The 13,839-nt window shown below is 45.6% G+C and carries 15 protein-coding genes, 3 tRNA genes and 1 pseudogene; 15 read left to right on the top strand and 4 right to left on the bottom strand.

Annotated elements, in window-relative coordinates:
• Positions 1–147 precede the first annotated feature (147 nt).
• Positions 148–549, bottom strand: a complete 402-nt coding sequence (locus tag BV455_RS00335) for a hypothetical protein (RefSeq protein ID WP_026078596.1) — start codon at positions 547–549, stop codon at positions 148–150.
• 23 nt (positions 550–572) lie between these two features.
• On the bottom strand, positions 573–773 hold the full coding sequence (locus BV455_RS00330) for a hypothetical protein (protein ID WP_026078595.1): 201 nt from the start codon (positions 771–773) through the stop codon (positions 573–575).
• A gap of 144 nt (positions 774–917) precedes the next feature.
• Between BV455_RS00330 and BV455_RS00325 the strand changes: the two genes are divergently transcribed.
• From BV455_RS00325 to BV455_RS00310, 4 genes are all read left to right on the top strand, one after another.
• A complete protein-coding gene (locus BV455_RS00325; protein ID WP_017436689.1) occupies positions 918–1,475 on the top strand; it encodes a thioredoxin family protein in 558 nt (185 codons plus the stop codon).
• 197 nt (positions 1,476–1,672) lie between these two features.
• Positions 1,673–1,873 carry a cold-shock protein gene (locus BV455_RS00320; protein ID WP_218687596.1) on the top strand — a complete coding sequence of 67 codons (201 nt, stop codon included), beginning with the start codon at positions 1,673–1,675 and terminating at the stop codon, positions 1,871–1,873.
• A gap of 222 nt (positions 1,874–2,095) precedes the next feature.
• Positions 2,096–2,482: a gamma-glutamylcyclotransferase family protein gene (locus BV455_RS00315; protein ID WP_017436686.1), complete on the top strand. Its 387-nt coding sequence runs from the start codon at positions 2,096–2,098 to the stop codon at positions 2,480–2,482.
• A 27-nt stretch (positions 2,483–2,509) separates the two neighbouring features.
• The gene (locus BV455_RS00310) at positions 2,510–2,959 is read left to right on the top strand and encodes an ABC transporter permease (protein WP_245005309.1); all 450 of its coding nucleotides are present in this window, start codon (positions 2,510–2,512) and stop codon (positions 2,957–2,959) included.
• Between the two features lie 149 nt (positions 2,960–3,108).
• Here BV455_RS00310 and BV455_RS00305 read toward each other — a convergent pair whose 3' ends face one another.
• Positions 3,109–4,344, bottom strand: coding sequence for an IS256 family transposase (locus BV455_RS00305; protein ID WP_218687240.1), 1,236 nt, complete (start codon positions 4,342–4,344; stop codon positions 3,109–3,111).
• Between the two features lie 112 nt (positions 4,345–4,456).
• Here BV455_RS00305 and BV455_RS00300 point away from each other — a divergent pair, with 112 nt between their 5' ends.
• From BV455_RS00300 to BV455_RS00250, 11 genes are all read left to right on the top strand, one after another.
• Positions 4,457–4,765: an ABC transporter permease gene (locus BV455_RS00300; RefSeq protein WP_245005308.1), complete on the top strand. Its 309-nt coding sequence runs from the start codon at positions 4,457–4,459 to the stop codon at positions 4,763–4,765.
• Positions 4,766–5,065: 300 nt separating this feature from the next.
• Entirely contained in the window at positions 5,066–6,430 is a 1,365-nt protein-coding gene (locus BV455_RS00295) for a glutamine synthetase family protein (RefSeq protein WP_081162068.1), read from the top strand.
• Positions 6,431–6,861: 431 nt separating this feature from the next.
• On the top strand, positions 6,862–6,966 hold the full coding sequence (locus BV455_RS20870) for a TipAS antibiotic-recognition domain-containing protein (protein ID WP_157787207.1): 105 nt from the start codon (positions 6,862–6,864) through the stop codon (positions 6,964–6,966).
• Between the two features lie 164 nt (positions 6,967–7,130).
• Positions 7,131–8,015 carry a sulfite exporter TauE/SafE family protein gene (locus BV455_RS00285; RefSeq protein WP_017436682.1) on the top strand — a complete coding sequence of 295 codons (885 nt, stop codon included), beginning with the start codon at positions 7,131–7,133 and terminating at the stop codon, positions 8,013–8,015.
• 322 nt (positions 8,016–8,337) lie between these two features.
• Positions 8,338–9,303 carry an MBL fold metallo-hydrolase gene (locus BV455_RS00280; RefSeq protein ID WP_042410181.1) on the top strand — a complete coding sequence of 322 codons (966 nt, stop codon included), beginning with the start codon at positions 8,338–8,340 and terminating at the stop codon, positions 9,301–9,303.
• A 295-nt stretch (positions 9,304–9,598) separates the two neighbouring features.
• Positions 9,599–10,393, top strand: a complete 795-nt coding sequence (locus tag BV455_RS00275) for an SGNH/GDSL hydrolase family protein (RefSeq protein WP_081162074.1) — start codon at positions 9,599–9,601, stop codon at positions 10,391–10,393.
• Positions 10,390–11,304 carry an ABC transporter ATP-binding protein gene (locus BV455_RS00270; RefSeq protein WP_017436678.1) on the top strand — a complete coding sequence of 305 codons (915 nt, stop codon included), beginning with the start codon at positions 10,390–10,392 and terminating at the stop codon, positions 11,302–11,304. The genes BV455_RS00275 and BV455_RS00270 overlap by 4 nt, the downstream gene beginning before the upstream one ends.
• On the top strand, positions 11,297–12,277 hold the full coding sequence (locus BV455_RS00265) for an ABC transporter permease (protein ID WP_017436677.1): 981 nt from the start codon (positions 11,297–11,299) through the stop codon (positions 12,275–12,277). Before BV455_RS00270 ends, BV455_RS00265 begins: the two co-directional genes overlap by 8 nt.
• A 182-nt stretch (positions 12,278–12,459) precedes the next feature.
• A tRNA-Pro gene (locus BV455_RS00260) sits at positions 12,460–12,533 on the top strand.
• Positions 12,534–12,545: 12 nt separating this feature from the next.
• Positions 12,546–12,618 (top strand) — tRNA-Ala (locus BV455_RS00255).
• A gap of 12 nt (positions 12,619–12,630) precedes the next feature.
• Positions 12,631–12,723: transfer RNA gene (locus BV455_RS00250), tRNA-Ser, on the top strand.
• 124 nt (positions 12,724–12,847) lie between these two features.
• On the opposite strand, the pseudogene BV455_RS00245 reads toward BV455_RS00250, so the two are convergent.
• A pseudogene (locus tag BV455_RS00245) lies at positions 12,848–13,482 on the bottom strand (FMN-dependent NADH-azoreductase).
• Positions 13,483–13,839 lie beyond the last annotated feature (357 nt).

Genomic DNA, 13,839 nt, shown 5'->3' with positions numbered 1-13,839 from the left:
CCCCGCTAGGGGAAAATTGTCTATTGATTTGCCTGTAAGTAGGCAAGGATTTTTATGTTGAATCGATGCTGCTTTTCATTTTATTTCAGCGGTTGCAGCTAAAAAAGAAGAACACGCCCCGCTAGGCCGCTGTTGGGGCGCGCTGATTTATAAATGTACGAGCTCTTCTTCCCGCTCCGGTTGTTCTTTTGTTGCTTTCTTTCGTTCATGGCGTGAAAATAACGAACGCATCAGCTCCTTCATTGTGTCGACGATAAAGGAGCACCGTTCGTATAACGCTTCTTTTAAGCTATCGAGCTGGCGCGTCATTTTGTATTGTGTCGCTTCCTGTGCTTCCAGCCGCTTGATGACCGTTTCCTGAAACACGTGCTGCAGCTCCAATTTTTCAATTAATTTTTGGTATAGTTTCTCTTGCCCTTCTAAACGGGTGAGCAGCCCTTGATATAATTGTTCATACGCGGCGAGTTGCTGCGATAGTTTTTTTGTTGCCTCCTCTTGCAAAACAAGAGAGTCGGCAATGACTTGCTTGGCCGTTTCGTCTTGTCCCATCCATTCCATCGTTCATATAGCTGTTATTGCTGCTGGTGTTGGGCGGAAACGGAGCGCTGCAATTCTGCTAGCGAAGCGGAAAGTTCATCGTAAAGCCGCTGTTGTTCCTCTAATACTTGCTGGGTGGCGGACCGGCGGTAATAGAAAACAGAATGTGATGAGGCTGGAGGGGTTCCTTCATAGACGCGCGGAGTCATTGTCTTGTTCATATAAATGAAAGACATGCCCGACACTCCTTTCCATCTGTAAATACCTATATGCCATCATATGCAACTATTCTTTTTTTTGTTTACGCGCCAAGTTTGTGATTCCTTCGCTTGCTTTGATATAATAAAAGTAAATAGAAAATCTGGAAAGGATGTGGATATATGCCAGCAGTCGAGTCCAATATGTTTCCATTAGGGCAAAAAGCGCCGTCGTTTGAACTAGTGAACGTAGTTGATGGCAAAACCGTCCGTTTGGAAGACGTAAAATCGGATGTTGCAACGGTGATTATGTTTATTTGCAATCATTGTCCGTTTGTGAAACACGTGCAGCATGAACTTGTCCGTCTTGCCAACGATTATCAGCCAAAAGGAGTCACGTTTATCGCCATCAACTCGAACGACGTGGAAAAATATCCGGAAGACTCGCCGGAAAATATGAAAAAAGTAGCTGAGGAATTAGGCTATCCGTTCCCGTATTTGTTTGATGAAACGCAAGAGGTGGCAAAAGCGTACCAGGCAGCGTGCACGCCGGATTTCTATATCTTTGACCGCGACTTAAAATGCGTATACCGCGGCCAGCTTGATGATTCACGGCCAAACAATGGCATTCCGGTTACAGGGGAATCGATTCGCGCGGCATTAGACGCATTATTGAATGGCGAGCCAGTGCCGGGAAAACAAAAGCCAAGCATTGGTTGCAGCATCAAATGGAAGGAATAATTTCCATCATTTCTTGACTTTCTTTTGTGCATCCGGTATTATTAACGAAGCACCATTTCGTTCGTCGTATAAAGGATCATCATAAGTCGTGCCTTGCGAATAGGGGGCCTGCTTATATGTTCCCTTGCTTGCGCAAGCGCACGGCTTTTTCTTTATAGCGGTAGCGATGGTCAATACTTATTTTTGGAGGAATCACAATGAACACAGGAAAAGTAAAATGGTTTAATGCGGAAAAAGGGTATGGGTTTATCGAAAAGGATGGCGGCGGCGATGTTTTCGTTCATTTTACCGCTATTGAGGGTGAAGGGTTTAAAACGTTAGAAGAAGGGCAATTCGTTACATTTGATGTTGTCGAAGGAAACCGCGGTCCGCAAGCGGCAAACGTACGTAAAGCGTAAGGAGGGAACAAGGTGATATCGCTTCTGGCGGTATCACTTTTTTTTACGGCAGGCGGCTCATTTCGGAACGGACAAATTCACACTGGCGCAGCTTCGGAGCTGCAAGGATGGATGAGAGGCAGGGCTTCCATTGTTTTTGTCTTGTTGTATGATAGAGATGTAGATATATCCCGCTTATAGTTTTCATAAATTTTATTATGTAAACAAAAAGGGGAGAAAGAAATGAGGCCGCTGCTATACCGTGTGTTTGTGTATGGAACGTTGTTAGTGGGGGAAGCAAACCATTTTGTCGCCGCTCCTTATATCCGCGATATTCAGCCGGGAAAAGTGAAAGGGCGCTTATATGACGTCGGGGCATACCCCGCGCTCGTTGTCGAAGAAGAAGGCGAAGTAATCGGCGAATGGTTTACCGTAACGGAAGAAGGGCTGCAAGCGATGGATGAGCTCGAAGAATATGAAGAAGGGGGCCGACATAACGAATACGAGCGGGTTTGGATTAAAGATTTGGAACAGCCGATCGAAGGGTATGTATATATATACCTAAAAAGTAAAGCGGCGCACCTTCCGCTCATTCCGTCGGGGTCATGGCGGCATCGGCATACGAACTAGCAGCGTATGAGAAAGTAGGTGTTTTTATTGAACGAAATCAATAATACATCGCTTTTTGTCATATGGCTGTTTATTCTTGTCCCGGTATTTATATCATACCGGCAGTCATTAAAATTAGAAAAAGACATTATTTGGTCTTCATTGCGCGGATTTGTTCAATTATTAATATTAGGATATTGCATTTCCTATCTTTTTTCTTTAAAAAAATGGTATGTTATTATTGGTTATGTGCTATTGATGGTGGCTGTTGCTTCGTTCAACGTTTCGAAGCGGGGAAACGATGCAAAACGTACGTTTTTTCTTGTCTTTTTCAGCATGATTGTTTCTGTTGGGATTCCAATTATGTTATGGCTAATTTGCCGCATTATTCCATTTCAAGCTCGATACATTATCCCAGTTGCTGGAATGTTTTCAGGGTCAAGTCCAAATTATTGTGTAAATTCCCCTTTGATAGACAACATGGACCTGATGACTTGACGTATAGTAGGTAAGTCCGGCAAGTCTCCCTGCCAGTCGCCTTCCGGACAAAACATCATGTTGTCAAGGAACAGGCGTGTCAAGGAGCTTTCGCGGCATATCCTCGCTTCGCTCCGGTATTCCACGTTCTCCTTGACACGGCGTAGAGGTTATCCCACTCTCTTGATCGCCGGAGCCTCCTGATTCACCGATCGAGCTTCTTGCTCTTTCGTTTTCCGCCACTGCCAATATTCGGACATATCTAAGTATTTACGTCCCGACATCCATTTTTCATCGATTTCGATCAACACGGCACCAACGAGGCGATACACCGATTCCCGGTTCGGAAAGATGCGGATGACCCGTTCTCTGCGGCGAATTTCTTCGTTCAGCCGTTCCACTCCGTTTGTCGTACGCAGACGCCGACGATAACGGTCCGGATAGTCCAATACGGCGGTGGCGTCTTCGAATCCCTCTTCGAGGATTTGCATGGCTTTTGGGGCTTTTTCTTCCCATTTGGCCAGCACTTGTTCCAATAACAGCCGGGCCGTTTGCTTATTTGGAGCATGAAGAATCCCACGAATCTCCTCGAGCAAGGCATCCTGCATATACTTTGGTGCGGCATCGAGGATATTGCGAATAAAATGTGTCTGGCATCGTTGCCATGTAGCGCCTTGGAAATGCTTTTCAATGGCTTGCACCAGCCCACCGTGCTGATCCGAGATGATCAAGTCCACTCCCCGGAGTCCTCGGTCTTTCAGCCATCCGAAGAACTCGCTCCAGCTGGACTCCGATTCACTGTTTCCGATTTGCAGGCCAAGAATTTCCCGATATCCTTCCTCATTCACTCCTGTAGCGATCAACACGGCTCTGGAGCGTACTCGTCCATCCTCCCGGACTTTCGTATAAATAGCATCTACTAGCACAAACGGATACACGTGTTCATGAAGGGAACGGTAATTCCAGTCTTGGACAATCGGATCCAGTCCCTTGCACAGCGAGGAGACCGTGGACTTGGAAAACGAAGTGCCGCATAATTCCTCCGTGATTTGAGTGATTTTTCGGGTAGACACCCCGTTTACCACCATTTCCATTAGTGCCAGTACCAGTGCTTGTTCGCTCCGTTGATACCGTTGGAACAGTTCCGTAGAGAACTCCCCATCTCTTGTCCGTGGAACGCGCAAGGTCAACCGTCCCACCCGGGTCGTCAGCTGGCGTGGATACGAACCGTTTCGATAGCCTTTTCGTTCTTCCGTTCGTTCATAACGGCGAGCTCCCAGCTGTTCTTCTACTTGTGCCTCGAGGATTTGATTGAGGACTTGTTCCAATAGCTTAGCTAATCCTTCATCTCTGGTGAATAACCCGTGCAAAAGTTCATCATTTAGGGTAATATGATATTGAGCCATGGTTGCATTCCCCCTTATGTTTGGTGTTTTTGGTCCACTGTTTATTCTACCAAAGGGGAAGCAACATGGCTCTTTTTCTATTTCCCTTTTTACACAATTATATGGACTTAACTTGTTTTCAGGAACAGCGATGGTTGCCTCAAGCGTCGTATTAGAAACGATGAAACGGGAACAACGTAACAATATAAAACAGCACGCCATCAAAATTGCAATGATTCCAACGATTGATTCCTTAAAAACAATGGGGCTTGTACAAATTCCCGGAACAATGACGGGAATGATCTTGGCCGGAGCAGATCCATTTGCTGCAGTCAAATATCAAATTTTTATCGTATTTACCCTTCTTGTTGTCGCGGCCATTTCGGCGATTGCCGTTTGCTTTCTCAATTATCAAGCGTTCTATCAAACTAACGATTACTGAGAAGGTGATCATAACAAATTCTCTTGATAATGGCTGCATATGTCTATCACGGCGGCTGTCTAAAAGGGTGTTGATGAATCCTCCTTTATAGGCAGCTGCCCTTTTTATTAACGAAATCGCATAAATATACAGATATATCACTATTTATAGTTCGATTTTGGCAGTTCTTTGAAAACGTTTTCTAGTTAGTGTTATAAAAATACAGAAAAATTAATAAAAAAAGTATTGCCAAATACGCGCTCCTTCCCTATAATAAAGACATGTTATAAAAATAAACGCCAGAATGTGAGGTAATGTAACATGTCAAAGGTGATGGTTTCTCCTACAAGCGATCGGGAAGCAGTGCTTGAACAAATCAAAGAAATAATCAAGCAAAAACATGTCGAGCTTTTGCATCTGCAATTTGTCGACATCGAAGGAATTTTGAAACACGTTACGGTGACGGCGGAGCAGCTTGATGATGTTGTGGAAGGAAAAATCATGTTTGACGGTTCCTCAATTAAAGGGTTTTCTCCCATCAACAAATCCGATCTCTATCTTCTACCTGACTTAAACACATTTGCCGTATTGCCTTGGACAGTAGAGGAAGGATATTCCGAAGCCCGTTTCCTTTGTTCTGTTCTCAATCCTGATGGAACGCTGTTTGAAGGGGATCCACGCAACGTTTTAAAGAAAACAATTGAGCGTGCCGCGGAAAAAGGATATACGATTTCTGTCGGCCCAGAATTGGAATTCTTTTTATTCAAAGCGGACGAAAACGGAAACCCGACGACAGAACTCCATGATAGCGGCGGATATTTCGAACCGTCTCCAAAGGACCTTGGCGAGCGCGTTCGTTTAGAAATTTACCGCGCGTTGAAGGCGATGGGCTTTACGATCGAAGCATCCCATCACGAAGTTGCGGAAGGACAGCATGAAATCAACTTCAAATATGCTGATGCGTTAGGGGCGGCAGACAATGCAACTACATATAAGTGGGTTGTAAAAACGATCGCCAATAAATATGGACTGCACGCCACGTTTATGCCAAAGCCGGTGTTCGGCATTAATGGCTCCGGCATGCATGTGAACATGTCGCTATTTAAAGACGGCGAAAATGCGTTTTTTGATCCAAGTGATGAAAACCAATTATCAGAAACGGCCTATCGATTTATCGCTGGCTTGCTCGCGCATGTCAAAAGCTTTGCCGCCGTTACAAATCCGCTAGTAAACTCGTACAAACGGCTTGTTCCGGGATATGAGGCGCCTTGTTATATCGCGTGGTCGGCATCAAACCGTTCGGCGTTAATCCGCATCCCAGCCAAACGTGGCATGGCGACCCGCGTCGAGCTCCGTAGTCCAGATCCATCGGCCAACCCTTACCTTGCGTTTGCCATCATTGCCGCCGCTGGTTTGGACGGAGTGGAAAAAGGTTTGCAAGCTCCGGCGCCGATTGACGAAGATATTTTCCATATGACAGAAGAGCGCCGCGCTCTGCTTGGCATTGAAAATCTGCCGGCGAGCTTAGGAGCGGCAGTGGAAGAATTCGCAAACGGCACAATCGGACGCGAAACGTTCGGGGAACACGTGTTTCAGGAATACGTCGCTATGAAAAAAGCAGAGTGGGACAGCTACCGCACCGCTGTGCACGCTTGGGAAATTGAACAATATCAAGCGAAGTTTTAAACAGAAAAGGGGCACGGAAAAGATTGCTCTATCAGTCTTTTCCAGTGCCCTTTTTTGTGAATAATGAAATATAGCGTTGAATCTAACGTTGCGTGATGCTGTATGCTCTGCTTAGAAGGTGAAAACGCATTGTATAAAGCAAAGAAGTAGCAGATATCGCGGATGTGAGTGTACGGACGCAAGAGCATCCACAGAAATACGCCAAGGAAGCGCGAGAGAAATATGGCGCTGATATGGTTGAACAGGTAAAACGGTGAACGTCGGCATACAGGAAGGAAGATTGGGCAACGATAAAAGCAAAGATGGATGATATTTACGGAAAAATTACCGCTCGCAAGGCATACGGACCGGACGACGAGCAGATGCAGAGGCGGTAGTGGAATGGAGACATTTATGATTGCACCTTTGACATTTTCCGCCGACTTGGCGACTTGTATGTCAACGATGAGCGTTTTACGAAATGTATTGACCGCTATCAAATGGGGCTAGCTGCATTTTTGCGTGAGGCGATGCTGTATGCTGCGATCGTCAGATGAATAAAAATGCATGATAAAATTCTATTGGTTAGATAAAACGGGGTTCAGATGATGAATCTAAACTCTATTTTATTTTTTGTAATTCGAAGTTGACAACTATGAATACTTGGTATTAATGTATTAATTAATAAAAATATTCGACCATTTCAGACGGAGGGGATGAAATGAAAAAGTTAATCGTGTTTGTGATTGTTGGATTTATCGCGCAGCTTATTGACGGTTCACTCGGAATGGCGTATGGGGTTACGTCAACAACGCTGTTGCTTGCGTTCGGGATTGCCCCGGCGGTCGCTTCCGCCTCGGTGCATTTAGCGGAAGTGGTCACAACCGCAGCTTCGGGCGCATCACATATTAAATTTGGAAATGTCGACCGCGACATGCTGGTCAAATTGATTATTCCCGGCTCGCTTGGCGCGTTTGTCGGAGCCTGCTTTTTAAGCAATCTTCCAGGGGATTTCATTAAACCATATGTTTCTCTATTTTTGTTAGCGCTTGGGGTTTATATCATATATCGGTTTTTATTTCTATCCGCCCGCCAAGATCCGCAGCCGCCAAAGAAATTTTCGAATAAGCAACTTGTTCCTCTTGGTTTAGTGGCTGGTTTTCTCGATGCGACTGGCGGAGGAGGATGGGGCCCGATTTCCACACCGGTTCTTCTCGCGAATAAAGGAATAGAGGCGAGAAAAGTGATAGGAACAGTCGATACGTCGGAGTTTGCCATTGCTTTATCCGCTACCATTGGATTTGTCATTTCGTTAGGCTGGGAACAAGTCAACTGGTTTTGGGTAGGAACGCTGATGTTAGGGGGAATCATCGCTGCTCCGATTGCGGCGTGGCTCGTTCGCAAGCTGCCATCCCATTTGCTTGGGGTATTAGTCGGGGGATTAATCATTTTTACTAATGTTCGCACCTTGCTTCATGCGTGGGGAGCTCCCGACAGCTGGTATCCAGCCGTATACGGCGCTATCGTGCTCGGTTGGGCGGTTTCGATATGGTTGGCGGTTCGCAATCATCGGAGAGTATCGCTATCTAATGATCTTGCGTCATAAAAATAAACGAAAGTACATGTCACAGATTGGAAAAATGGGGCGGATGGATAGAGGATATAAGGGTTCTGTAACCTTGATGCTGGGATTGAGAAACAGCGGAACAGCCTGTTCATCAGGCATATCAAGTATATCTCCTATCCGACAGCATGGACGTAACGCACTGGGCGGTAGAAATTTAACGATTAACTTATATAAGACATAAGCGATGGAAGATCAATGATCGGAAATCGTTTATGTCTTGTTTATTGGTGGAGATTCTCTTCTTTATTTGTTAGAATATTAAAATAAATATAAAAATGTATAAAAAATGGGAGATGACATTATGCAAAAACCGGTTGATTTAGGACATGGCATTTCAATGATTGATTTGTATGATTTAGGAGTTGCACAGCGCACCGGTACATATGTGCTTCACGAAGAAGAGATCGCGATTATTGAGACAGGTCCAAGCCCTTCCGTTCCGTATTTATTAAAAGGGTTGGAAACGCTTCAGATTGATCCTGCGGATATCCGCTATATTATTGTGACACATATTCATTTGGATCACGCAGGCGGCGCTGGGGCGCTGCTTGAAAAATGTCCGAACGCCCGCGTCATCGTTCATCCGAAAGGGAAGCGCCATTTAGCGGACCCGTCACGGTTAATCGCTGGGGCGAAAGCGGTGTATAGGGAGAATTTTGATGAATTGTTTTCTCCCGTTTTGCCGGTTCCAGAGGATCGTCTCATTGTAAAAGAAGATGGCGATACGCTTACGCTCAGCAATGAGCGCACATTGACGTTTTTGGATACGCCTGGCCATGCCAACCATCATTTCTCGATTTACGATTCGCGCAGCCGCGGCGTTTTTACCGGCGATACGATCGGGGTGTTTTATCCGCAGTTGCTGAAAGATGGGCTTGAATACTGTTTGCCGTCCACTTCTCCGAACCAATTTCGGCCGGAGGCGATGCTGCAATCGGCTGAGCGTCTCGAACAGCTCCAGCCTGAACGCATTTATTTCGGTCATTTTGGCATGTTGGAAAACCCTCGTGCAGCGTTTGAACAGCTTCGTTTTTGGCTTCCGAAGTTTGTTGAAGCGGGGGAAAAGGTGATGGCGGAACAACACGACGCGCCGATGCAAGAAAAGACGAAAGCGGTGTTTCAAGCGCTATATCAAGAGGTCAGCGCCTTTTTGCAAGAAAAAAATATTCCATCGACATCCGAAGCGTACGATATCATCCGTCTCGATCTTCAAGTATGTTCGATGGGAATTGTCGATTATTTACAAAAGACAATCCAACAAGGTTAGAATAAGAGAATTGTTATGCTATTTCTGATGCGTTGCAATTGCCGATGCAAGGCTGTTTTTGAGAACGGTTTCCATTGTATTTTAAACAATGAACAGGTGAAATCGATCGAGTGTGGGATGCCGGTTTGAACGAACAAGCATCTGTGAAAATGATTTGAACATAATGGGCTTGGTGACATCACCAAGCTGTTTTTATTGGATAGAACGTTTATGTCATCGCGAATCCCCGATTAGTCAACATCCGTGAAAATGTTGTATGATAAAAAAACAAAGGAAAAGCAGAAAGGATGATTGCATGCGACGCGGTATTGTAAGCACCATCACGATGGTATCGGTGCTGGCAGGAATATTATGGATTAGCGGTCTTGCCATGACCATTCAAGATCAATTTTTTTCCACCGCGATGCCGCCGGCAGACACGACAAAATATACAAAAGAGAAAAAAGCGGATAGCCGTGAAATTTATATTGTCGCCCTCGGCGATTCGCTGACAAGAGGAACGGGAGACGAAAGCGGAAAAGGATATGTCGGCTATATGGTCGATCAGCTCCGCAAAAAAACAACGAAGCCGATTCGCGTGACTAATTTGGCCATTAAAGGACAGCGGTCTGATGGACTTCTTAAGCAATTAGGGCAAACCGAGATCCAGCGGCAGCTAAAACTAGCCAATATCGTTGTGATGACCATCGGCGGGAACGATTTGTTTCAAGGTGGAGAAGCGCTCAGGCTTACGCCAAAGCAAATCGAGCAGGCAAAAGACTCGTACTTGCGCAACTTAGACCGCATTTTTCAAACGATTCGCCGCGTCAATAAAGATGCCGTTGTTTTTTACATCGGTCTTTACAATCCGTTTAGCGACCTCGGCGATGCGAAGAAAACATCAGCGATCGTAAGGCAGTGGAACTTTGCTTCGGCAGAAACGGCGGCTCGCTATCCGAATATTATTGCGGTCCCGACCTTCGATTTATTTGCGTTGCATGTGAATGATTACTTATACAGCGACCACTTTCATCCGAATAAAGACGGATACAAACGGATTGGCGAACGCGTCGCTTCTTTAATTACATTCACAGAGGGGGACAAAAAGTGACGAAGCAGGCAACCTTAATCGTTGAAAATTTGCGCAAAACGATTCGCCGCAAAGAAATTATTAAAGGAATTTCCTTTGAACTAAAAGAGGGGGAAGTGTTCGGCTTTTTAGGGCCAAACGGCGCGGGAAAAACGACAACCATCCGCATGCTCGTCGGGCTCATCAAGCCGACAGCGGGGCGTATTTCCATCTGCGGCTATGACCTGGAGCGCCAGTTTACCGAAGCGATCCGCCACATCGGCTGTATTGTCGAAAATCCCGAATTATATCCGTATTTAAGCGGCTGGGAAAACCTCGAACATTTCGCGCGCATGGTTCGCGATATTCCAAAAGAACGGATTGTGGAAGTGGTGGAGTTAGTCGGCTTGCAAAACCGCATCCATGATCGTGTTAGCACGTATTCGCTCGGAATGCGGCAGCGCCTTGGCATTGCACAGGCGCTGTTAGGAAAGCCGAAAGTGCTGATTTTGGACGAGCCGACCAACGGGCTTGATCCTGTCGGCATTCGCGAAATGCGCGGATTTATCCGCTTTTTGGCGGAAACGGAAGGATTGAGCGTGCTTGTCTCCTCACATCTGTTAAGTGAAATTCAATTAATGTGCGACCGCGTGGCGATTATGGCCAAAGGGACGTTGCTTCGGGTTGATACGGTGGAACATCTGTTAAAAGAGCAAGCGCGTGTCGCATGGAAGGTCGAGCCGCTGGAAATGGCGAAAGCGATATTAGCGGCGGAAACGTCGATTTTTCGAATTGATGGGGATACGCTGATCACTCCGTACGAACCAAAAAAACTCTCCGTTTGGAACAAAAAGCTTGTCGAAGCAGGGGTCGCCGTCCATGAAATTCAGCCGAAACTGCCGACGCTCGAGGATTTGTTCATTGAATTGACGGGAGGGGAGACGATTGAGTAACCTCGTGTACAACGAAATGTTAAAAATTGTCCGCAAAAAGCGGTTATGGGTCATTGCGGCGATTGTCGCCGTGCTCGTTGCCCTTTTTACATACGCGCAATATAAGCGGGTGCAGGAAATGCAGGAACGGCTCGGAACGACGGATTGGCGGACGCAGCTGCAGCAGCAGATTATCGACGCGCAAAACCGTCTCAATTCGAGCAGTATTTCTGACGAATGGCGAAAATATTTGCAAATTCGCCTAAAGCAGCAGCAATACTATTTAGAGCACGACATCAACCCATCCGCTCCTGGTGCGCCAACGTTTATGCGCATGTTTATCGAAAACGCGATCGATTTGTTTCTTCCGCTTCTTGTCATGGTCGTCGCCGCTGACTTAGTATCGTCGGAAGCGAGCGGGGGCACGATTAAGCTCTTGTTGACAAGGCCGGTTAAAAGAGGGGCGGTTTTGCTCAGCAAATACATCGCGCTGTTATTGTCGATTTCGTTTATTTTGCTTACGGTTGCTTTTCTGTCGTATTTCATTTCTGGAGCGGTGTTCGGATACGAAGGATGGCGGCTGCCATTATTGACAGGATTTGTCGCTCAAGGAGAAGAACTGAATACAGCAAATGTTCATATGCTTCCGCAGTGGAAGTATGTGCTTATTGAGTTGGGGCTTGCCTGGTTTGTGTGCATTGTGGTGGGGACATTGACGTTTATGCTTTCCGTCTTGGTGCGCAGCACCGCTGCGGTGATGGGGATTATGCTTGCCGCATTGATTTCGGGCGCGATTTTGTCCAATATGGTATCTTCCTGGCATTCGGCGAAATATTTATTTATGGTCAATCTTCGCCTTACGGATTACATTAGCGGAACAGCGCCGCCGATTGAAGGAATGACGCTCGGATTTTCCATGACGGTGTTAGCGGTGTGGGGGCTTGCGGCGCTCGCAATCTCGTTTATAGTGTTTACAAAAAGAGATATATATTAAAAAAAGGGACGGCTGGAAGCAGATTCGTCCCTTTTTTGCATGCTCTCTGCCACTTTGACTGCTGTGAACACGTGATTTGTCTATCCCTGCATGCCCAGGCAAAAATTTTTTTTAAAAAAGTATTGACTATATTATTTTTTTTAGATAGAATACTAATTGCCGTTAACGTTAGCGGTTGTAATCGGGAAGTAGCTCAGCTTGGTAGAGCACACGGTTCGGGTCCGTGAGGTCGCAGGTTCAAATCCTGTCTTCCCGATCATTTCGTGATGGGGCCTTAGCTCAGCTGGGAGAGCGCCTGCCCCGCACGCAGGAGGTCGTCGGTTCGAATCCGATAGGCTCCATCATCTACATACGGAGGAGTACCCAAGCCTGGCTGAAGGGGTCGGTTTCGAAAACCGATAGGGGTGTCACAGCCCGCGGGGGTTCGAATCCCTCCTCCTCCGCCATTATTATTGGCTACATACTAAAAAATTTGGAATCATACAGCTTGCCGATACAATCGGCAAGCTTTTTTATTTTTTTAAAATAGAAATGACCCGCCCCTTATCAAAGGAACAGGTCATCAGTTCGTTAAAAATTTTTTGCCGCTTGTTCAGCTTGTTTGATTGCATTTTGTTTAATTGCCTCGGCTTCATCCGGGAATTGTGCCATTCCTTCGACAAAAATGGACTGAACATCAGTGATGCCGATAAAGTTGAGCACCGCCCGTAAATAACGGTCTCCAAATTCCATTTCTTTCATTGGTCCTTCTGAATAAATTCCACCGCGGGCTTGAATGTGCATGGCTTTTCTTCCTGTTAACAGCCCTACCGGACCATTTTCTGTGTAACGGAACGTTTTTCCTGCGATACAAATGGTATCGATATAAGCTTTCATTTTCGGCGGAAAACTAAAATTCCACATCGGTGTGACAAACACGTATTTATCTGCATTGATAAATTGATCGGTTAGCTGATTGATGCGGCTGATTTTTGTTTTTCTTCCTCGCTTAACTGTTCAAATGCCTGTCCTTGTTGCAGTTTGCCCCAGCCGTTTAATACATCGGTATCAATGAAAGGGATATCGGTACGATAAAGGTCTAATTCGACAATCTCGTCTTGTGGATGTTGTTGTTTATAAGCGTTAAGAAACGCTCTGCCGACGGATAAGCTGTAAGATTCTTCTTCCCGTTTTGGGTTTGCTGTAATGTACAGTAATTTAGCCATGATCATTCTCCTTTCACTGCTGTGAATAGTTTGTCAAACACTATGTACATCCATGTATGGCCTATCGCAATAAATGGCATAGTGTTTTAACGTTGATATCATAATGCAACTCGATTGCTTTTGTAAAATAATATGCTTTTTAGATAAAAGTATAATACATCAGTAAATAATATAAGCATCTTATCAGGGAAAAATATTGTAAAATAAAGGAGAGAAAGGAGTGAATTGTCTGCGCCGCAGACATGTTCACACTCCTGGCAACGATGTTCGAATATCGCAAAGAAATTCCGCTTGATGGTGTTCCAAATGCGAGGAGTATGATGAGGCAGTAGCAACAAATGAAAAAAGCCAATTTCC

This window comes from Parageobacillus caldoxylosilyticus (genome assembly GCF_019272935.1).
In the GTDB taxonomy this organism is placed as follows: Bacteria; Bacillota; Bacilli; order Bacillales; family Anoxybacillaceae; genus Saccharococcus; species Saccharococcus caldoxylosilyticus.
The sequence above is the reverse complement of the archived record's forward strand: the minus strand, read 5'-3'. Positions and strand labels throughout refer to the sequence as shown.